Here is a 20,440-nt window from a genome sequence, read left to right as displayed (position 1 = left end):
CCAATCCCGCCGTTGCGGTGGCGCCGCGTCGATGGGCGCTTTATAGGGGCACCCCTCCCAACCTGTCAACGGCCTTCTTGCAGAAAAATGACAGGCAAACGACGCTGTGGATCAATCGCCGCGAAAACGTCAGAAATCCCGACCTTTCAATTGGTTAGCGTTTCTGTCCGTTTTTCGGAGTGCCCCTCGGCGGGTTTTCCGGCACCTCGGGAGGCGAAAAATCTCGCGCTCCCTGCCGTTCGGATCTGGCCGCCATATGCCTCAGGACGCGGCAGTTTCACATGCCGTTTGCCCCGCAAACGGGCACCACGACGGGTGTTCGGGCACCCGCTCAGTGGTCGGAGAGCACCACGTCGTCGGACCAGTCGCCCTCGACTTCCTTGATGATCGCCTGCCCGCAGATCACCCGACCCTTCACAGGATCGAATGTCAGGGTTGGGCTGCCCTGCAGCTGCCAGCCTTTGTTGAGCGCCGCCGAGACGCGCTTGCAGAAGGAAACGTCGTCCGGTCCGGTCAGATAGCGATAGAGCTTCATCGTCTCGTCCTCACTCCAGATGTCTGGTAGCCGCATGCCTCACTCCACATGCCTCACGGCCGCGCGGCGATCGCGTCGGCCAGTGCCACTCTCTTGCGGGCGATGTCGGCATGCATGCGCTCATACATCCGCCCCTCGATCTGCAGCACGCCCTTGCCCGCGTTCTCCGGCCGGTCGAACAGCTCGATCAGCCCGCGCGCGGCCGTGATCTCCTCAGATGGGGGCGTGAAGGCGGCATTGCATGGCTCGATCTGGCTGGGATGGATCAGCGTCTTGCCGTCAAAACCGAGATCGGCCGCCTGCGCGCATTCGCCCGCGAAGCCGGCCACGTCGCGAAAATCGTTCCACACGCCGTCAAGCACCTCCGCCCCGCCGGCCCGGGCCGCCAGCACGCAGTGCGACAGCCATGCCTGCATGGGCGCCCGCCCGGGCAGGATGCGCGCGCCGGTTTCCTTCGCCAGATCGTTGGTGCCCAGCACCAGCACGCGCAGCCGCGTGAGCGGGTCGCGCGCCGCGAGCGCGATGTCGAGCGCGCGGAGCACGGCGATCGGCGTTTCAATCATCGCCCACACGCCGAGCGAGCTCGGCGCGCCGAGCGCCTCCAGCCGCCGGCCGACGAGGCGCAGCGTCTCGGGATCGCCCACTTTGGGGATCAACACGGCATCGGGGCCCGCCCCCGCCGCGCTTGCCGTGGCTAGAACCGCCAGGTCGTCCTCGAACCACGGCGTGTCTGGGCCATTGACCCGCACCACCACCTCGCGCGGGCCGAAGCCTCCCCGCGCCAGCGTCACGGCCACCTCCTCGCGCGCCTGCGGCTTGGCATCGGGGGCCACGGCGTCCTCGAGATCGAGGATGATGGCGTCCGCGGGCAGCATGCGCGCCTTCTCCAGCGCCCGGGCATTCGAGCCCGGCATATAGAGCACGCTGCGGCGGGGACGGACGAAAGCGTTCATGATTCGCTCGGCTAATTGGCAAACGGCTGAATTGAGCCTATCCGCCTCGCCGGGACACTGCCAACCCGACACTGTCAGCCGGGCGAGACGATGGCGCAGAAGCTCCCCAGCGGACACGGATCATGGACGATACATTCGAGGTTCTCATTGTCGGCGGCGCGATCATGGGTGCAGCGGCGGCCTATTTCCTCACCCTCGACCCGGCCTTCAAGGGCCGGGTGGCGGTGATCGAGCGCGATACCACCTTCGCGCATTCCTCCACCACGCTGTCGGCGGCCTCGCTGCGCCAGCAGTTCTCGATCCCCGAGAACATCCGCATGTCGCTGTTCGGCCTCGACTTCATCAAGAACGCCCGCGAGCGCTTCGAGGCGGATGTCGATCTCGCCTGGCACGAAGGCGGCTATCTCATCCTCGCCAGCGAGGCGGGGCGCCCCATCCTGGAAGCCAATCACCGCATACAGCAGGCGGAAGGCGCCGACATCGCCCTGCTCGACCCCGAGCGGCTGCAAGCCACCTTCCCCTGGCTGAACGTGGAGGGCATCGTCGCCGGTGCCTATGGGCTCACCGGCGAGGGCTGGTTCGACGCCCACGCCTTCCTCGCCGGCATGCGCGCCTCCGCCAAGGCCCGCGGCGCGGTGTTCATCACCGGCGAGGTGGTTGACATCACTCGCGAGGGCAACCGCATCACCGGCGCCACGCTCAAGGACGGGCGGCGCTTCGGCTGCGGCGCGCTGGTCAATGCCGCCGGTCCGCGCGGCGGGCGGGTGGCCGGAATGGCCGGCATCGCCCTGCCGGTGGAGGGCCGCAAGCGCTGCGTGTTCGTCGTGCACTGCCGCACTCCGCTGCCCAGGCTGCCGCTTCTGTGCGACCCGTCCGGCTTCTACATCCGGCCCGAAGGCGCCTACCAGATCTGCGGCGCGCCGCCGCCGGAAGACCAGGACCCGGACGCGGACGGGGATTTCGAGGTCGACTGGTCGGTGTTCGAGGAAGGCATCTGGCCGCACCTCGCCCACCGCATCCCGGCGATGGAGGAACTCAAGGTGGTGCGCGCCTGGGCGGGGCATTACGAGATGAACCTGCTCGACCACAATGCGGTAATCGGGCCGCATCCGGAGGTCGGCAATTTCTACTTCATGAACGGCTTCTCCGGTCACGGCCTGCAGCAGGCGCCCGCCGCCGGCCGCGCCATTGCCGAATGGATCAGCCGAGGCCGCTCGGTCTCGCTCGATCTCGACGTGTTCGGCTATGAGCGCATCCTCGCCGGCCGGCCCTATGCCGAGCTGAACATCATCTGAGGATGCCGCCCGGGAGACAACCCATGCGGGTGGCCGGCGCGGACGGGTGCAAGGGCGGCTGGGCGGTGGTGATCGTCGAGCCGGACGGCACCGCCCGCGCCGAGCGCGTGTCCCGGCTCGCGGACCTGTTCGACCGGCCGCTGCACCCGGATATTCTGGCGGTCGACATGCCCATCGGCCTGCCTGAGCGGATCGAGGCGAAGGGCCGCGCGCCCGAGCGGCTGGTGCGCCCGCTGCTGGGCGGGCGACAATCGAGCGTGTTCTCGATCCCCTCGCGCGCCGCCGTCCATGCCGGGGTCGATGCGACCGTGCCGGAGCCGGAGCGCTACCGCCATGCGTGCGCGACGGCCCGCGCGACCTCGACCCCGCCGCGTGCGGTCGCCAAGCAGGGCTTCGCCATCTTTCCCAAGATCATGGAGATCGACCGCTGGCTGCGCGACAATCCCGCGCTGCGGCCGCATGTCCATGAATGCCACCCGGAAGTGAGCTTCTGGGCGATGAACGGGGGAGCCCCGCTCGATACCCCCAAGAAGGTGAAGAACGCCGCGCACAAGCCGGGTCTTGCCTTGCGCCGCGCGCTGCTGCAGGCCGCCGGCTTTCCGCCCGACCCGCTCGCGCCTTTCGCGGCGCGCGCGATCGGCGTCGGCGAGGATGACCTCATCGACGCCTGCGCGGCCGCGTGGACGGCGGGGCGCATCGCGCGGGGCGAGGCGGTGAGCTTCCCCTCGCCGCCCGAAGAGGACGCGCACGGCCTGCCGATCGCCATCTGGGCCTAGAGAGCGTCATCCCGGACGGACCGGCCGCCGATCCGGGACGACGACGCGGCGGCTCACAGGCCGGTATCGTCCGCCGCCGCCGGGCGCAGCTGGAACACGCCGGCCTCGGCCAGCAGGGCCTCGATGCGGTCGACCCCGGTGGCGAGATCGAGCTTGTCGGTCTCCACCACCAGTTCCGGCGTAACCGGCGCCTCATAGGGGGCGTCGATGCCGGTGAAGCCACGGATTTCGCCCGCACGCGCCTTGGCGTAGAGCCCCTTGGGGTCGCGCTGCTCGCACAATTCCAGCGGCGCCGAGACATGCACCTCGAAGAAGCCCGGCCCGACGGCGGCGCGCACCTGCGCCCGCGCCTGCGCCGAGGGCGAGACCGCCGCCACCAGCACCACATGGCCGAGGCCCTTCAGCAGGTTTGCCACCTCGCCGAGCCGGCGGTTGTTCTCCGCCCGGTCGGCATCGGAAAAGCCGAGATCGCTGTTCAGCCCGGCGCGCAGCGTATCGCCGTCGAGCAGCGTGACGAGGGCGCCGCGGTCGAACAGCCGGCGCTCCAGAGCCCGCGCCAGCGTCGACTTGCCCGAGCCGGAAAGCCCGGTGAGCCACACCACCGCGCCGCCATGGCCGAAGCGGGCGAGCCGCTCCTCCGGCGTCACCGCCGAGGCCACGGGCGTGATGTGGCGGGCGGCCGGCGCGGGCTGCGCCGCCTCGCCGTCGAGCACCGAGATGACGAGGCCGCCGCCGGCAATGCGCCCGCCCAGTTCCAGCGCGATGCGGCCGGTGCGCGGGTTCAGCCGGTGCGGATCGGCGGCGATGGGGCGGGAGAGCAGCAACTCCACCTCGCCGACCTGGTTGCGGCCGATGCGCTTGGATTCGAAGGTGGAGAGGTGACCGGGGTCGACCACTTCGTGCACCGCCGCGACGGTGGCGCGCGATTCCGAGGTGGCGAGCCGGGCGATCAGCGTCGTGCCGACCTCCAGCGCCTCCTCCGCCAGCCAGAACAGCCGGACGCGGATGCGCCGCGTGGCGCGCGGGCGGGCGGACGGCACTGAAAGGATCTCGCCGCGCTCGACGAAGATTTCCCGGTCGAGCGTGAGCGCGGCGGCGTTGCCGGCCTGCAGCGCCGTCAATTCCTGCCCGGCGGGCGGTACCGGCCAGGTCTCGATGGTCTTCACCACCGCCACCTTGCCGGAGGGCTGGAAGACGATCTCCTGCCCCACGGCCAGGTTGCCGGTCTCGATGCGCCCGGCGACGATGCGCCGGTCATCGAACTTGTAGACTGCCTGCACCGGCATGCGCAGCGCCAGTTCCTGCGGGGCGCGGGCCGGCTCGAACTGGTCCAGCGCCTCCAGCACGGTCGGCCCGGTGAACCAGGGCGTGCGCGTGCCGCGCTCCGCGACGCCGTCGCCCTCGCGGGCGGAAATCGGGATGACCGCGCTCGCCTGCACGCCGAGGCCGGCGAGATAGGCGGTGATTTCGCTCTCGATGGCGCGGAAGACTGCCTCGTCATAATCGACGCGGTCCATCTTGTTCACCACCACCGTCACCTGCCGCACGCCGAGCAGGTGCAGCAGATAGCCGTGACGGCGCGTCTGGTCGCGCACGCCCTCGGCGGCATCGATCAGCAGCAGCGCTGCATCGGCCTGCGAGGCGCCGGTGATCATGTTGCGCAGGAATTCCGCATGGCCGGGCGCGTCGATCAGGATGATGTCGCGCGAGGGGGTGCGGAAGCGGATCTGGCTGGTGTCGATGGTGATGCCCTGGTCGCGCTCGGCCTGCAGGCTGTCGAGCAGGAACGACCATTCGAAGGGCATGCCGCGCCGCGCGGAAATCGCCTTCAGATGCTCGATCTTGGCGGCCGGGATGCCGCCGGTCTCGTGCAGCAGGCGTCCGATCAGGGTCGACTTGCCGTGGTCGACATGGCCGACGATGACGATGCGCACCAGCTGCCGGTCGGCCGCGTCGACGGTGGCGGAGGGGAGGACGGTGACGTTGGCGGACATGATCGCCCCTCTCACAGATAGCCGGCGACGCGCAGCCGCTCGAAGGAATCCTCGGATTCATGGTCCATGGCGCGGCCGGAACGCTCGGGCACCTTGGTGGTGGCGAGCTCGACGAGGATCTCGTCGATCGTCGCCGCCTCGGACGCCACCGGGAAGGTGATGTCCTGGTCGCCCAGCGAGCGGTAGCGCTTGCCGTCCTTGGCGAAATACAGCGGGATGACGGGAATGTTCTCCCGCCGCGTGTAGGCCCAGATATCCAGCTCGGTCCAGTGCAGGATCGGGTGGACGCGCAGATGCGCGCCGGCCGGCAGCGTGGCGTTGAAGTGATCCCAGAATTCCGGTGGCTGCTCGCGCACGTTCCAGTCGCCTTCCAGACCGCGCGGGGAGAAGACGCGCTCCTTGGCGCGGGTGGCCTCCTCGTCGCGGCGGATGCCGGCGACCACGGCGTCGAAGCCGTATTTCTCCAGCGCCAGCTTCAGCCCTTCGGTCTTGCGCGCGGCCGAGCGGGTGGCGGGCGGCAGGGTCGGGTCCATCTGCTCCAGCGGCGGGCACGGGTCGACCCGGAGGTCGAGGCCCCATTCGCGGGAATAATGGTCCCGGAAATCATACATTTCCCGGAACTTCTTGCCGGTGTCGACATGCAGCACGGGAAACGGGACATGGCCGAGGAATGCCTTCCTCGCCAGCCAGATCATCACGTTGGAATCCTTGCCGAGCGACCACAGGAGCGCCATGCGCTTCATTCGCGCGAAAGCCTCGCGAAATATGTAGATGCTCTGAGCCTCGAGCTCGTCGAGCCGATCATCGGCGGTGGACATGGTGAGAACCCGGTTTATCGTGGCCCGCTTGTGCGGGAACTAATTACACGTAATTTTCGTGCATTTATTTCTTTTGCACGTTCTAAATTGGTGTTATCACCCCTAACCCATCCGTCAACAGGAAATTAATGCGCCATGGCGTCCCCGCAACAGCAGAAACTGAAGGTCAACGGCCCCGTCGCGGTAACGGCGAACCGGTTGACGGACGGCGCTGTGGTGTGGCGCACGGCGCAGGAAGACTGGTCGCCCGACCTCGCCGATGCGCTCATCGTGACGACGGCGGACCAGGCCATCGCGCTGCTCGCCAGCGCGCAGAAACGTGACACGGATGCGGTCGGCGCCTATGTGGCGCCGGTGGTGATCGAGGCGGATGGCGCGATCGCGCCGGGCAACCTGCGCGAACGCATCCGCGTCGCCGGCCCGACCTTCGAGCTGCCGCATTGACGAATTGACGACGCAAGAGGCGAAGCCCGACGATGTATGTCTATGACGAATTCGACCGCGCCTTCCTGGCCGAGCGCGTCGCGGAATTCCGCGATCAGGTCGCGCGCCGGCTGTCGGGCGCGCTCAGCGAGGACGAGTTCAAGCCGCTGCGGCTGATGAACGGCGTCTATCTGCAGTTGCACGCCTACATGCTGCGCGTCGCCATTCCCTACGGCACGCTGTCCTCGGACCAGTTGCGCCGCCTCGCCTATGTCGCGCGCACCTATGACCGCGGCTACGGCCATTTCACCACCCGGCAGAACATCCAGTTCAACTGGATCAAGCTGGAGGACCTGCCGGACGCGATGGCGGCGCTGGCGGAAGTCGGCGTGCACGGCATCCAGACCTCGGGCAACTGCATCCGCAACGTCACCACCGACCAGTGGGCCGGCGCCACCCCGCAGGAATTCGACGATCCGCGCATCTGGGCGGAGATCCTGCGCCAATATTCGACGCTGCACCCCGAATTCACCTACCTGCCGCGCAAGTTCAAGATCGCCATCACCGCCGCGCCGAAGGACCGTGCCGCCACCAAGGTGCACGATGTCGGCCTGCGCCTGCACCGCAACGAGGCGGGCGAGCTCGGCTTCGAGGTGCTGGTCGGCGGCGGGCTCGGCCGCACGCCCTTCGTCGGCAAGTCTGTCCGCGCCTTCCTGCCGGCCCGACACCTGCTGAGCTACATCGAAGCCATCATGCGCGTGTACAACCAGTACGGGCGCCGCGACAATATCTACAAGGCGCGCATCAAGATCCTGGTGCACGAGATCGGCGCCGAGGCCTTCGCCAAGGCGGTCGAGGCGGAATGGGAGGCGATCCGCGACGGCGCGCTGCACCTGTCCGACGAGATCATCGCCGACATCCGCTCGCGCTTCCTCTACCCGGACTTCCAGCCGCGGGCCGACCAGCCGGCCGCGCTGGCGACGGCGCTGGAAGACCCGGCCTTCGCCGCCTGGCATCGCAATTCCGTGCACCCGCACAAGGTGCCGGGCCACGCCATCGTCACCGTGTCGCTGAAGGCCATCGGTGCCCCGCCCGGCGACGCGACCGCCGATCAGATGGAAGTGGTGGCGGCACTGGCGGATGATTTCGGCTGGCGCGAGATCCGCGTCGGCCACGAGCAGAACCTGTGCCTGCCGAACGTGGCGCAGGAGGACCTGCCGGCGATCTGGCGGCGGCTGGAGGCGGCGGGTCTCGCCACGCCGAACGTCAACCACATCAGCGACATCATCGCCTGCCCCGGCCTCGACTATTGCGCGCTGGCCAATGCCCGCGCCATTCCGGTGGCGCAGGAGATCGCCAAGCGCTTTGCCGATCTCGAGCGCTCGCGCACCATCGGCCGGCTGCACGTCAACATCTCCGGCTGCATCAATGCCTGCGGCCATCACCATGTCGGCCATATCGGCATTCTCGGCGTGGAGAAGAACGGGCAGGAATTCTACCAGATCACGTTGGGCGGGCGCGCCGACGAGCACGCCCAGCTCGGCACCCTGCTCGGGCCTGCCGTGTCCTACGAGCAGGTGCCCGGCCTTATCGAGGACGTGGTGGATACCTATATCGAACTGCGCGCCGGCCCGGATGAACTCTTCATCGACACCGTGGCGCGGCTGGGCGTCGAGCCCTTCAAGGAGCGCGTCTATGCGGCTCATTGAGAATGGAAAGCTGGTCGAGGACCGCTTCGCGCGCGTGCCCGACGACGAGGCGCTGCCCGAGGGCGCTCCCGTGCTGATCGGCATCGAGCGCTTCCTGCGGGACGCCGAGGCGCTGAAGGACTGGCCGGCGCCGGTCGGGGTCATCTGGCCGAACAACCGGCCGATCGCCGAGATCGCGCCCTATCTGCCCCAGATCGCGCTGATCGCGCTCAATTTCCCGAGCTTCCGCGACGGGCGGGCCTACAGCCAGGCGCGGCTGCTGCGCGAGCGGCTCGGCTGGGCGGGGCCGCTGCGCGCGGTGGGCAATGTGCTGCAGGACCAGTTCCTGCTGATGCAGCGCTCGGGCTTCGATCAGATCCAGCCCGTCAAGGCGGCCGATGCCGATGCCTTCGACGAGGCGGTGCATCGCTATACCGTGTTCTATCAACCCGCGACCGACCGACGCCCGAGCCTCTTGCGCCAGCGCCTCGGGCGCAGCGTTTCCGGAGTCGCGGAATGAACCTCGCCCCGCACAGCGACGCGCATGCACCGACAGCCCCCGCCGCCGAGCCGGCGCTGGAGGCGCTCAACCGCGCGCTCGAAGGGGCAGGCCCCGCCGAGATCATCGCCGCCGCCGCGCGCACCGTCGGGCCGGGCCGGCTCAGCCTCGTCTCGTCCTTCGGCACGGAATCGGCGGTGCTGATCGCCTATATGGCGCAGGTCGATCCCGCGATTCCGGTGATCTTCCTCGATACCGGCTGGCTGTTCGCGGAGACGCTGGCCTATCGCGACACGCTCACCCGCCAGCTCGGCCTGACCGACGTGCGCAGCATTCACCCCGAGGCCGCGCGCCTTGCCGAACGCGATGCCGAGGGCGACCTCTGGCACAACGACCCGGACCTGTGCTGCCGCATCCGCAAGGTGGAGCCGCTGGCGCAGGCGCTGAAAGGGTTTGACGGCTGGCTGAACGGGCGCAAGCGCTACCAGGGCGGGCTGCGCGCCAGCATTCCCGTGGTGGAGCGCGACGGCTCGCGGCTGAAGTTCAACCCGCTCGCCAATCTCGACCGCGCCGAGGTCGAGGCCGCGCATGCGCAGTTCAACCTGCCGGACCATCCGCTGAAGGCCATGGGCTTCACCTCGGTCGGCTGCATGCCCTGCACCAGCCGCGCCGCCGCTGGCGAGGATGGGCGGCAAGGCCGCTGGCGCGGCCGCGCCAAGACCGAGTGCGGCATCCACACCCTGCTCAACACGCTTTGAGCGCGACGGGCCCGGCGCCCGGCGAAGAGCCGGGGGAGACCGCGCCGCACCTGCAATTCACGGAAGCCAACTGGGTATAAATATATAATCTATTTTGTATGTAGGAATTATATTGACCCCGTGATTGGCCTGTGAAAATCTCACTCCGGAATTCACCGGCGCTCTCGGCGCCGACGGGGAGATGGAAAATGTCTTTCAATTTCAGGTCCACGGTCGCCGCCGCGCTGATGGCCGCGCTGGCAGTACCGGCGGCGCTGGTGCCGGTGGCCCGCGCCGCCGACGTCACCCTGCTCAACGTGTCCTACGATCCCACGCGCGAATTGTACCAGCAGTACAACAAGCTGTTCGCCGACCGGTTCAAGGCCGAGACCGGCAAGACCATCGAGATCAAGGCCTCGCATGGCGGCTCGGGCAAGCAGGCGCGCTCGGTGATCGACGGGCTGGAGGCCGACGTGGTCACGCTGGCGCTGGCCTATGACATCGACGCCATCGCCGACAAGGGCTTCATCGCGCAGGACTGGCAGAAGCGCCTGCCGGACAATTCCTCGCCCTACACCTCGACCATCGTGTTCCTCGTGCGCAAGGGCAATCCGAAGGCCATCAAGGACTGGGATGACCTGCTGAAGTCCGACATCAAGGTCATCACGCCGAACCCGAAGACCTCGGGCGGCGCGCGCTGGAACTACCTCGCCGCCTGGGCCTATGCGCTCAAGAAATACGGCTCCGAGGACAAGGCGAAGGAATTCGTCGGCCAACTCTACAAGAACGTGCCCGTGCTCGACACCGGCGCGCGCGGTTCCACCGTCACCTTCACCGAGCGCGGCGTGGGCGACGTGCTGCTGGCCTGGGAGAATGAGGCGTTCCTGTCGAAGAAGGAATTCGGCGACGACAAGTTCGACATCGTCGTACCCTCGCTTTCCATCCTGGCCGAGCCGCCGGTAGCGGTGGTCGACAAGGTGGTCGACAAGAAGGGCACCCGGGCGGTCGCCGAGGAATACCTGAAGTTCCTCTACACCAAGGACGGCCAGAAGCTGGCGGCGGAGAACTTCTATCGCCCGCGCGATCCGGAAATCGCCAAGCAGTACGAGAAGGTGTTTCCCAAGATCGACCTCGTGACCATCGACGACCCGGCCTTCGGCGGCTGGCGCAAGGCACAGGCCACCCACTTCAACGATGGCGGCGTGTTCGACCAGATCTATTCCAACTGAGCCCGATCCACGACGCGGCGCGGGCTGAACGACGAGCCGGTCGACCTGCTGCCGGGCCTTGCCTCAAGGCCCGGCTTTTTCCGTGAAACGACGCCGCCGGGAGACGCGACGTGAGCGACCTGACCTTCGATCGACCCACGCTGGCGGGCACCGCGCCGCGTCATCGCCTGCGCCGCAGTCACTCCGTGCTCCCCGGCTTCGGCCTCACGCTCGGGCTGACGCTGCTGTGGCTCTCGCTGGTGGTGCTGATCCCGCTCGCGGCTTTGTTCTTCAAGACCGCCGAGCTGTCGCCCTCCCGCATCGTCGCCATCCTCACCGCGGCACGCACGCTCAACGCGCTGAAGATCTCCTTCGGCCTCTCCCTCGTCGCCGCCAGCGTCAATCTCGTGCTCGGCGCGGTCATCGTCTGGGCGCTGGTGCGCTACGAGTTTCCCGGCCGGCGCATCCTCGACGCGCTGATCGACATTCCCTTCGCCCTGCCCACCGCGGTGGCCGGCATCGCGCTCACCACGCTCTATGCCGAGAACGGCTGGATCGGCGCCTGGCTCGCCCCGCTCGGCATCAAGGTGTCGTTCACCCCGCTCGGAATTCTCGTCGCGCTCATTTTCATCGGCCTGCCCTTCGTGGTGCGCACGGTGCAGCCGGTGCTGGAAGACCTCGACCATGAGCTGGAGGAGGCCGCCGCCACGCTCGGTGCCGGGCGCTGGACCACCATCCGGCGCGTCGTGCTGCCGGCGGTGCTGCCGGCCTTCCTCACCGGCTTCGCCCTCGCCTTCGCCCGCGCGGTCGGGGAGTACGGCTCGGTCATCTTCATCGCCGGCAACCTGCCGAACGTGTCGGAGATCGCGCCGCTGCTGATCGTGATCCGGCTGGAGGAGTTCCGCTACGCCGACGCCACCACCATCGCCGCCACCATGCTCATCGCCGCCTTCGCGCTGCTGTTCGTGGTCAACGGCCTGCAGCGCTGGTCGGAAAGCCGCACCGGGAGGACCTCATGAGCAGCGCACCCATCCGCTCGGAGCCAACCGCCGTCAAATGGACCGTGATCGGCCTCGCCGCGCTGTTCATCGCCCTGTTCATCCTGCTGCCGCTGGTCAACGTGTTCGCGCAGGCCTTCGTGAAGGGCTGGGAGGCCTTCGGCGCCGCCATCATCGAGCCCGACGCGCTGGCCGCCATCGAGCTGACCCTCATCGTCACCGCCATCTCGGTGACGGCGAACACCGTCATGGGCGTCGTCATGGCCTGGGCCATCACCAAATTCTCGTTCCCGGGCAAGAGCTTCCTCATCACCCTGGTCGACCTGCCATTCTCGGTCTCGCCCGTGGTGGCCGGCCTGGTCTTCGTGCTGCTGTTCGGCGCGCAGGGCTATTTCGGGCCGTGGCTGTCGGACCACGACATCCGCATCATCTTCGCCTGGCCCGGCATCGCGCTGGCGACCATCTTCGTCACCTTTCCCTTCGTGGCACGCGAACTCATCCCGCTGATGCAGGAGCAGGGCACCACGGAGGAGGAGGCCGCCGTGACGCTGGGAGCCGGCGGCTGGCGGGTATTCTCGCGCGTCACGCTGCCCAACATCAAATGGGCGCTGCTCTATGGCGTGCTCCTGTGCAACGCCCGCGCCATGGGCGAGTTCGGCGCCGTCTCGGTGGTGTCCGGCCATGTGCGCGGGGAGACCAACACCATCCCGCTGCAGGTCGAGATTCTCTACAACGAATACCAGTTCCAGGCGTCCTTCGCGGTCGCCTCGCTGCTCGCCCTGCTCGCCATCGTCACGCTGCTGGCCAAGGCCACGCTGGAAGCGCGCCTCGGCACCCGCAGCAACCGCCACTGAATCCTCGTGGTGGCCATCGCGATCAGAACAGGTAGATCGCGGCGATGAACCCGCCGACCAGCACGAGCGCGAAGATCGCCGTCACCAGCCCCAGCCGCTCCTCGATGAAGGTACGCGCCGGTGGGCCGATCCAGTAAAGCAGCCCGGCGACCAGGAAGAAGCGCAGCCCGCGGGTGATGATCGACAGCACCACGAACCAGAACAGGTTGTAGTGGGCGAAGCCCGAGGTGATCGTCACCACCTTGTAGGGGATCGGCGTCAGGCCCTTGATCAGGATGATCCAGTGCCCGTAATGCTGATAGGCGGCGGTGAACGCCTCCATCTTGCTGCCATAGCCGTAGAGCTGGATCAGGAACAGGCCCAGTGAGTCATAGAGCAGCGAGCCGATGGCATAGCCAAGCAGGCCGCCAATGACCGAGGCCAGCGTGCACAGCCCGGCATAGAACCAGGCGAGCTTCGGCCGTGCGAGGCACATCGGCACCAGCATCACGTCCGGCGGCACGGGAAAGAACGAGCTTTCGGCGAAGGAGACCGCCGCCAGCGCCCAGGGCGCCGAGGGCCGCTCGGCCAGGTTGATCACCCACTGATAGAGACGGCGCAGCATGATGGCTCCGGAAAGGGACGGTCGTGGATCGACGGCACGAGCGGCACGACGCGCGCCGCACCGCACGGTGCGCGGCTGTTCTCGACCATTATCAAATGAATCGGGAGCGTTTTCTTATCGGCGGGGCAGACGCTCCGCGCGCGCGCCCAATTAACCGCAGGTCGGGAGAGAGCCTTAGCGGCGGCGGGCGGGACCGGAACCGGCTTCGCCGATGGGAAGGCTGGCCGCACGATGGGGAATCGGGTGGAAATCGAACACGGGGGCATCCGTGGGCGGTGCCGATGACGGGCCCGCATCGCCCCCCGCCCCCTTGCGGGCGCGCTTGGGCAGCTTCTCGGCCATGCCGAGCAGATTCTCGCGCCGGGCCATCTCGGTCCACACGTCGTCGGGGTCGATGCCCAGATCCACCCACAGCACGACGAGGTTGTAGAGGAGGTCCGCGCTCTCGCATACCGTGGCGGGGACATTGCCGACCACGCCGTCGAGCGCGACCTCCACCGCCTCCTCCGCCACCTTCTTGGCGATGAAGGGCCGGCCCTTGGCGAACAGCCGCGCGGTGCGCGCGGAGGTGTTGTTGCCCCGGCGCGTGGCTATGACCGCATCATGCAGACGACGAATCGAATCGCTCATTCACCAATTCTAGAACCTGCTGTGTGAAGCTCCCGTGTCGTCGCCCCGTCATGGGCGGCGTGCCGTCATCCGTGATGCCGATCGCGATGATGGCCTCGATGACGGCGATGTCATGAGACCCGGCGTTGAATGCGGGGCCATGGCGACTATGCTGCGATGCGGGGATCGGCCGTCGCGTTTTGATCCCCCGCCGCAAACGGGGTATTCAGGCAAGGCCGGGCCCTCGCGGCGGGTCGAAAGCTGGAATGGGAAACTGAGAAGCGTGTCGAGCCCTCTCTTCTTCCGCACCCTCGGAAGCCTCGCCGCCGGTGCTCGCGCCCGCGCCGGGCTGGCCGCGGTGCTCGCTCTTGCGGCGGTGACGCCGGCTCTGGTGAGCCCGGCCCTGGCGACACCCGCGCTGGTGATCGAGGTCGACAGCGGCAAGGTACTGCTGGCCGAGGACGCCACCAAGCCGTGGTATCCCGCCTCCGTCACCAAGCTGATGACGGCCTATGTCACCTTCAAGGCCATCCGCGCCGGCCGCGTGACGCCGGAAACCCTCATCACGGTCTCGGACAACGCCACCGCGCAGGCGCCCTCCAAGATGGGCTTCAAGGCCGGCACCCAGCTCACCATCGACAACGCGCTGAAGATGATGCTGGTGAAGTCGGCCAACGACATGGCCGTGGTGCTGGCCGAGGGCGTGGGCGGCACCTATGCGGCCTTCATCAACGAGATGAACAGCTCCGCCCGCGAACTTGGGATGGACGGCACCCATTATGACAACCCCAACGGCCTGCCCTCCCCCGGGCAGATCACCACCGCGCGCGATCTCGCCATCCTCGCGCGCGCCATCTTCACCGAATTTCCCGAGCGGGCGGATCTGTTCCGCATTCCCGCGATCAAGCTCGGCACCAATGTCATCCGCAGCTACAACAAGCTGATCGACAGCTATCCCGGCGCGGACGGCATGAAGACCGGCTTCATCTGCGCCTCCGGCTTCAACCTGGTGGCCAGCGCCACTCGCGGCGACAAGCACGTGCTCGCCGTGGTGCTCGGCACCAGTTCGGGCCGCGCGCGCACCGAGCAGGCGGCGCTGCTGCTGGAGAAGGGCTTCCAGCATTCGTGGAAGATCTTCGGCGCCGTCGCCCCCACCGTCGATTCACTGCGCAACGAGAGCGGCCCGCCGGCCGACATGCGCGCCGAGGTGTGCGGCGGAAAACGCAAGAATGTCGCCTCGGAAGATGACGACACCCCATCCTCCGCCTCCAGCTTCGTCGCCGCCGGCATGGGCTCGCTCGGCGACAATGTCACCGGCGCCAGCCTGCTGCAGAAGCTGCCCGCCTCCATGCCTCCGGTCGAGGTCTGGGTCGGACCGGTGCCGAGCGCCGAGGCGCTCGCCGCCGCCTATCCGCCCCCGCCGGTGAAGAAGACGCCGCCCAAGGACGCCAAGGCGACCAAGGACACCAAGGCGGCCAAGGGCAAGAAGCCCGCCGCGCAGACCGCGATCATCGACACCAGCGACCCCAACGCTCCGCCCGCCACCGCGCCGGCCGCGCCTCCCTCGGCCGCTCCCTCCCCGACCGCGAAGCCGGCGGCGAAACCCGCGCCCAAGCCGGCCGCCACTGCGACTGGCAAACCTGCCGCCAAGCCCGTGGCCAAACCCGTGGCCAAACCCGCCGCGAAGCCGGCGACCCAGTCGACCGCGGCCTCCCAGCCCTTGCCGAATCCGCCGGCCGCCCCCAGCTATCCCACCGTCCCCGCGCCGCAATAGCGCGCGCCGGCCGCGCGGCGCGGCGGGTGGCACGGCGTAGCACGGCGAGGGGCGAGACGGCCCGCACAGGAACCTGCTTCATGAGCCAGATCACCGGCGAGACGGCCTCGCGGCGCCCCGAGCCCATTCCGGTCACACTGCTCACCGGCTTTCTCGGCGCCGGCAAGACCACATTGTTGAACCGCCTGCTGCAGGATCCCGGGCTCGCCGACACGGCCGTGCTGATCAACGAGTTCGGCGAGATCGGCATCGATCACCTGCTGGTGCAGCATTTCGACGATGCCACCGTGCTGCTGGCCTCCGGTTGCCTGTGCTGTACGGTGCGCGGCGATCTCGCCGAGGGGCTCGAACAGCTGCTGCGCCGCATGGATAACGGCGTCATTCCCCCGTTCCGCCGCGTGATGATCGAGACCACCGGCCTCGCCGACCCCGCGCCCATCCTGCACGTGCTGATGATGCACCCCTATCTGGTGATGCGCTTCCGGCTCGACGGGGTGGTGACGCTGGTCGACGCGGTGAACGGCGGCTCGACGCTCGACGAGCATCCCGAATCGGTGCGTCAGGCGGCGATCGCCGATCGCATCGTGCTCACCAAGACCGATCTGGTCGACACGCCCGCGCGCGACGCCGATCTGGCGGCGCTGCGCCAGCGGCTGAAGGCGCTGGCGCCCGGCGCGCCGGTGCTGGACGCCGCGCGCGGCGAGGCGAGCCCGGCGGCGCTGCTGAATGCCGGGCTCTACGATCCCGCGACCAAGATCGCCGATGTCGGCCGCTGGCTGGCGGATGAGGCGGTGGCGGCGGCAGAGGCGGAATCGCGCGCCCACCGGCATGACGCCAATCGCCATGACGACCGCATCCGCGCCTTCACGGTCGCCACGGATGCGCCGGTGGCGGCAGCCGCGATCGACATGTTCCTGGAGCTGGTGCGCGGTACCCATGGCGGCAAGCTGCTGCGCCTCAAGGGTATCGTGAAGCTCGCCGAGGATCCCGAGCACCCGCTGGTGCTGCACGGCGTGCAGCATGTGCTGCATCCCCCGAGCCAGCTGGCCCAGTGGCCCGATGACGACCGGCGCACACGTCTCGTCATGATCGTGCGCGATGTCGAGCCGGCGGTGATCCGCCGGCTGTTCGACGCCTTCATGGGCCTGCCGGCGCTCGACCAGCCGGACGGGGCGGCGCTGAGCGACAATCCCCTCGCCCCGGCCACCCTGCGGCGCTGAACACGCTGGCCACCGGCTTCAATCCGCCTCTATGCGATTGATGGAAAACACGGAGCCCGATCCGGTTGCGCCGCAATCGGATCGGCGCGTGCCCTATTGCGGCATTGGCGCGCCGCCGAACTGCAGCTGCGTGGTGCCGGATGCCGGAGCGGTGGGGGGTTGCGCGGCCGGCGCGGTTGCGGCCTGCTGCGCGGCTTCCACCTTCGGATCGGGCACGCCGAGCACCATGGCCCAGTACACGCTGTATTTGGAGCGCGGCGCGCGCACGGCGGCGATGCCGAGCCGGGTCACGCCGGGCATCAGCATGTTCTTGTTGTGCGAGGGCGAATCGCGCCAGCCCGAAAAGGCTTCGGCCAGCGTGTGATAGCCGGCGCCCACATTCTCCGCCGCCTTCAGCCCGGAGAAGCCCGCCGCCTTCAGCCGCACGATGAGCGAGCGCCCGCCAATGTCGTGCGAGAGCTGGTCGGCCGCCGCCATGGTCTTGGCCTGCCGCTCGGCCACCGCCATCAGCGTGGGGTCGATCGTCACCGCCGGCAGGCCGCGCGCCTGCCGGTAGTCGCTCAGGAGCGAGGCCGCCGCTTGCGGATCGAGCGCTCCGCCCTTGGCGATGTTCGCGTAGAACGTATCGTTGACCGCGATCGTGGTCGGCTCGCTGGCGCAGCCCGCCAGAAGCAGGGGCACGAGAAGGGCGATGGCAAGGCGCGTCGGCGACATGGGGAGCATCAAGGTCTCGTGGGTCCGAGGTGGGACGGGCGAAGAGAGGATCAGTCGTCGGCGGCCGGCGGCGGCGTGCCGATCGGGCCGCCGCGATAGATGTTCCAGGGCGTGTAGGGAATACCGATCTGCGCCGCCTTCATCCGGTCCAGCACCGCGAAATGCAGGTCGCTCTTCACGGTGAGCGCGTAATCGACATTGGCGACGACGCAGCGCAGCTCGAATTTCAGGTAGCTGTCGCCGAACGCCATCAGGAACACGCGCGGCGGCGGCGAGCGCAGCACCTGCGGGTGGTCGCAGGCGCAGCCGATGAGGATGTCGCGCACCTCGTCGGCATCGGCATCATAGGCGACATTCACCGCCACGATCACCCGCCCCGTGGTGTTGGCGTGGGTGAAGTTCTTCACCATGCCGGTGATGAGGTCGGAATTGGGAATGACCACCGCCGCGCGGTCGAAGGTCTCGATCTCGGTCGCGCGCACGCTGATGCGGCGCACATAGCCTTCCTCGCCCTTCACCGAGATGGTGTCGCCGACGCGGATCGGCCGTTCCGCCAGCAGGATGAGGCCGGAGACGAAATTCGACACGATGGACTGCAGGCCGAAACCGATACCGACCGAGAGCGCACCGGCGACCAGGGCGATGTTCTGCAGGTTGAGGCCAATCTGGCCCATGGACATGGCGATGACGGCGATCGAGCCGACATAGCCGATAATGGTGGAAATCGAGTTCTGCAGGCCCTGGTCGAACGAGGTCTTCGGCAGGATCGCTACGGCGAACCAGCGCTGGATGGCGCGGGCGATGACGATGCCGACCACCAGGAACATCACCGCGCTCAGCACGTCGCCCAGCGTGATGGTGGAGGTGCCGATGGTGAAGCCGAAGGTGATGCGGCTGACCAGATCGCGGACATCGGCGGTGGAGGTGCCGAAGGTGCCGATCACCATCACCAGCACGATGACCGTCGCCAATGCCTTGCACACGCCGGCGACGAGCAGCGCCAGCAATTCGAGGCTGGCCGGACGCACGCCGAGCGTCTTGGCGACATGGCGCGCGCGCGGGCCCGAGGCGATGCCGTCGATGAACACCGCGTTGATCAGCGCGATGATGAGGTAGAGCGCGCCCGCCAGCACCACGGCAAACAGCGAGCGCGAGGCGAGGTAGGAGGCCACGCTGACATAGCCGGCGACCAGCGCCGCGACGATGGTGGCGTTCAGCACCCAGAAGGGAAAGCGGATCCACTGCAGCATGGTCTGCGAGGGACCGCCACCATCCGATTTCGTCTCGTTCTTGGTCTCGCTCTTGGCCTCTGGCTTCGCCTCGATCCTTGCATCGCCCTTGGCCTCCTCGCCCTCGTCGGCGTCCGGCCCGTCGGCGAGTTCGCCGAGCGCGCGCATGGTGCGCCCGGCCATCAGCACCAGTGCCAGCGCCATGCCCGCCGCCGTCGCCACGGTGAGCGGCACCGGCGCGACGAGCGCCCGGTGGATGGTGCTGAGCACGACAGCGGTCGCGACAATCCAGAGGCCGAGCGCCGCGTTGCGGTAGATCAGCTGCGCCATCTCGTCCGACACCGGCACCACGCGACGGCGCGGCGACATCGGCGCCAGCGCGCCGGCCAGCAGGCCGCGCCCGACGGCGAGGATGCACACGGCGATCAGAACGCCCTGGGAAATCTCCACCACGCGCGGCGGCACGAGGTCGAAGGCATTCAGCAGCGCCATCACGGCCAGCGTCGCGGCCGGCGCCGCCGCCATGCCGATGATGGCGACCAGCGCCGACAGCCCCGTCACCTTGAGCGGGGACAGCGGCTCGCCGTCGACATCAAGATCCACCCGCCGCAAGGGCCTGCTGAACATGTTCTGCAGGAACACGACGAGGGCGATGATGCCCAGCGCGCCAAGGCCGACCAGCACCTGTCCGGTGCGCGACATGCGGGCATCCGCATAGGCCCGCCAGTCGGTCAGGAGATAGCGGATGCCGCGGATTTCCACCGGAATGGAGGAGACGGCGGAGATCCACAGATTGGGATCGAGCACGCTGAAGGACCGCGCCAGCAGCGTATCGGTGAACAAGGCGCGGCGTCGGCTGGTGATTCGGTCGGACAGCTGGTCCGCGCGCACGTTGATCAGCCGCACCTGCTTCAGCAGTCCGTCCAGCGCGCTCGCCCGCGTCTCCAGCGACTCGCGCTCGCGGGCAATGGATTCGCTCTCCGGCGGCGCGTCGGCGGCGGGCTTGGCCCCCAGTTCCTGCAGGCGCTTGTAGAGGTCGGCCACCGCCGGATCGAGAATGGCGATGCCGGCGCTCAGGTTGCCGCGAACGGGGTCGAGCCGGGCGCGGAGCCCATCGAGATCCTCGGAACGCAGCCCGTCACGCCCCAGCGCCGCCTCGACGCCATCGACCACGGCGCGCTGGCCCTCCAGCTTGTCCTGCAGGACCTGCTGCTCGGGCGACAGCGCGCCCTGCGCCCCTGCCGCCATGGGGGCGAGCGTGCCAAGCGCGAGGCAAAGCCACGCGGTAAGAACGATGAGCGTCGTCGCGGTGGGCCGCAGCATCGCACCGATATCGGCGAAGGAAATGTGCGGGCGCCGCCGCCCGGCGATCGCGCGAGCCGTTGCGAATGTGCGTTGAGCCATGACCGGATCGTATTGGAGCGTGAGTGCCCCTGTCTCCGGTGGGATAAGGGCCAAGTCAAGGCGAAGACGTTAACGCAAAGTTACCGCCCGGCCCTCAGACCACCGCCA

At 68.3% G+C, this 20,440-nt stretch carries 19 protein-coding genes; 11 read left to right on the top strand and 8 right to left on the bottom strand.

Going from position 1 to position 20,440, the window contains the following annotated elements; translation table 11 throughout:
• Positions 1 to 331: 331 nt before the first annotated feature.
• Positions 332 to 535 carry a DUF1737 domain-containing protein gene (locus tag FHS55_RS08325; protein WP_183189283.1) on the bottom strand — a complete coding sequence of 68 codons (204 nt, stop codon included), beginning with the start codon at positions 533 to 535 and terminating at the stop codon, positions 332 to 334.
• A 53-nt stretch (positions 536 to 588) separates the two neighbouring features.
• On the bottom strand, positions 589 to 1,488 hold the full coding sequence (locus FHS55_RS08320) for an HpcH/HpaI aldolase/citrate lyase family protein (protein ID WP_183189223.1): 900 nt from the start codon (positions 1,486 to 1,488) through the stop codon (positions 589 to 591).
• A gap of 122 nt (positions 1,489 to 1,610) precedes the next feature.
• Between FHS55_RS08320 and FHS55_RS08315 the strand changes: the two genes are divergently transcribed.
• Both FHS55_RS08315 and FHS55_RS08310 read left to right on the top strand, forming a co-directional pair.
• Positions 1,611 to 2,783 (top strand): NAD(P)/FAD-dependent oxidoreductase, encoded by a 1,173-nt coding sequence (locus FHS55_RS08315; RefSeq protein ID WP_183189222.1) that lies wholly within the window; start codon positions 1,611 to 1,613, stop codon positions 2,781 to 2,783.
• A 23-nt stretch (positions 2,784 to 2,806) separates the two neighbouring features.
• Positions 2,807 to 3,559: a DUF429 domain-containing protein gene (locus tag FHS55_RS08310; RefSeq protein ID WP_183189221.1), complete on the top strand. Its 753-nt coding sequence runs from the start codon at positions 2,807 to 2,809 to the stop codon at positions 3,557 to 3,559.
• 53 nt (positions 3,560 to 3,612) lie between these two features.
• Here the strand turns inward: FHS55_RS08310 and cysC are convergent, their stop codons facing one another.
• The gene (cysC, locus tag FHS55_RS08305) at positions 3,613 to 5,553 is read right to left on the bottom strand and encodes an adenylyl-sulfate kinase (RefSeq protein WP_183189220.1); all 1,941 of its coding nucleotides are present in this window, start codon (positions 5,551 to 5,553) and stop codon (positions 3,613 to 3,615) included.
• Positions 5,554 to 5,564: 11 nt separating this feature from the next.
• The gene (gene cysD / locus FHS55_RS08300) at positions 5,565 to 6,371 is read right to left on the bottom strand and encodes a sulfate adenylyltransferase subunit CysD (RefSeq protein ID WP_183189219.1); all 807 of its coding nucleotides are present in this window, start codon (positions 6,369 to 6,371) and stop codon (positions 5,565 to 5,567) included.
• Between the two features lie 135 nt (positions 6,372 to 6,506).
• Between cysD and FHS55_RS08295 the strand changes: the two genes are divergently transcribed.
• The 7 genes from FHS55_RS08295 (at position 6,507) to cysW (ending at position 12,778) form a co-directional block, all read left to right on the top strand.
• Positions 6,507 to 6,815, top strand: coding sequence for a DUF2849 domain-containing protein (locus tag FHS55_RS08295; RefSeq protein WP_183189218.1), 309 nt, complete (start codon positions 6,507 to 6,509; stop codon positions 6,813 to 6,815).
• Between the two features lie 32 nt (positions 6,816 to 6,847).
• Positions 6,848 to 8,503 (top strand): nitrite/sulfite reductase, encoded by a 1,656-nt coding sequence (locus FHS55_RS08290; protein ID WP_183189217.1) that lies wholly within the window; start codon positions 6,848 to 6,850, stop codon positions 8,501 to 8,503.
• Positions 8,490 to 9,002 carry a DUF934 domain-containing protein gene (locus FHS55_RS08285; RefSeq protein WP_183189216.1) on the top strand — a complete coding sequence of 171 codons (513 nt, stop codon included), beginning with the start codon at positions 8,490 to 8,492 and terminating at the stop codon, positions 9,000 to 9,002. Before FHS55_RS08290 ends, FHS55_RS08285 begins: the two co-directional genes overlap by 14 nt.
• Complete coding sequence (locus FHS55_RS08280; RefSeq protein WP_183189215.1) at positions 8,999 to 9,739, top strand: phosphoadenylyl-sulfate reductase; 741 nt, start codon at positions 8,999 to 9,001, stop codon at positions 9,737 to 9,739. Before FHS55_RS08285 ends, FHS55_RS08280 begins: the two co-directional genes overlap by 4 nt.
• 227 nt (positions 9,740 to 9,966) lie before the next feature.
• Positions 9,967 to 10,947 carry a sulfate ABC transporter substrate-binding protein gene (locus FHS55_RS08275; protein ID WP_210286912.1) on the top strand — a complete coding sequence of 327 codons (981 nt, stop codon included), beginning with the start codon at positions 9,967 to 9,969 and terminating at the stop codon, positions 10,945 to 10,947.
• A 140-nt stretch (positions 10,948 to 11,087) separates the two neighbouring features.
• Complete coding sequence (gene cysT, locus FHS55_RS08270) at positions 11,088 to 11,945, top strand: sulfate ABC transporter permease subunit CysT (RefSeq protein WP_183189282.1); 858 nt, start codon at positions 11,088 to 11,090, stop codon at positions 11,943 to 11,945.
• Entirely contained in the window at positions 11,942 to 12,778 is an 837-nt protein-coding gene (cysW, locus tag FHS55_RS08265) for a sulfate ABC transporter permease subunit CysW (protein ID WP_183189213.1), read from the top strand. Before cysT ends, cysW begins: the two co-directional genes overlap by 4 nt.
• 22 nt (positions 12,779 to 12,800) lie before the next feature.
• Here the strand turns inward: cysW and FHS55_RS08260 are convergent, their stop codons facing one another.
• Positions 12,801 to 13,382 carry a YqaA family protein gene (locus FHS55_RS08260; RefSeq protein ID WP_183189212.1) on the bottom strand — a complete coding sequence of 194 codons (582 nt, stop codon included), beginning with the start codon at positions 13,380 to 13,382 and terminating at the stop codon, positions 12,801 to 12,803.
• 174 nt (positions 13,383 to 13,556) lie between these two features.
• Positions 13,557 to 14,012: a phosphoribosyl-ATP diphosphatase gene (gene hisE / locus FHS55_RS08255; protein WP_183189211.1), complete on the bottom strand. Its 456-nt coding sequence runs from the start codon at positions 14,010 to 14,012 to the stop codon at positions 13,557 to 13,559.
• Between the two features lie 262 nt (positions 14,013 to 14,274).
• On the opposite strand from hisE, the gene FHS55_RS08250 reads away from it, so the two are divergent.
• Both FHS55_RS08250 and FHS55_RS08245 read left to right on the top strand, forming a co-directional pair.
• Positions 14,275 to 15,765 carry a D-alanyl-D-alanine carboxypeptidase family protein gene (locus tag FHS55_RS08250; protein ID WP_343056064.1) on the top strand — a complete coding sequence of 497 codons (1,491 nt, stop codon included), beginning with the start codon at positions 14,275 to 14,277 and terminating at the stop codon, positions 15,763 to 15,765.
• A gap of 80 nt (positions 15,766 to 15,845) precedes the next feature.
• Positions 15,846 to 16,985, top strand: coding sequence for a CobW family GTP-binding protein (locus tag FHS55_RS08245; protein ID WP_183189210.1), 1,140 nt, complete (start codon positions 15,846 to 15,848; stop codon positions 16,983 to 16,985).
• A 93-nt stretch (positions 16,986 to 17,078) separates the two neighbouring features.
• Here FHS55_RS08245 and FHS55_RS08240 read toward each other — a convergent pair whose 3' ends face one another.
• Complete coding sequence (locus tag FHS55_RS08240; protein ID WP_246339930.1) at positions 17,079 to 17,708, bottom strand: CAP domain-containing protein; 630 nt, start codon at positions 17,706 to 17,708, stop codon at positions 17,079 to 17,081.
• Positions 17,709 to 17,749: 41 nt separating this feature from the next.
• Positions 17,750 to 20,332, bottom strand: a complete 2,583-nt coding sequence (locus tag FHS55_RS08235) for a DUF3772 domain-containing protein (protein WP_183189209.1) — start codon at positions 20,330 to 20,332, stop codon at positions 17,750 to 17,752.
• Positions 20,333 to 20,440: the final 108 nt, after the last annotated feature.

This window comes from Ancylobacter tetraedralis, from assembly GCF_014195655.1.
In the GTDB taxonomy this organism is placed as follows: Bacteria; Pseudomonadota; Alphaproteobacteria; order Rhizobiales; family Xanthobacteraceae; genus Ancylobacter; species Ancylobacter tetraedralis.
The sequence above is the reverse complement of the archived record's forward strand: the minus strand, read 5'-3'. Positions and strand labels throughout refer to the sequence as shown.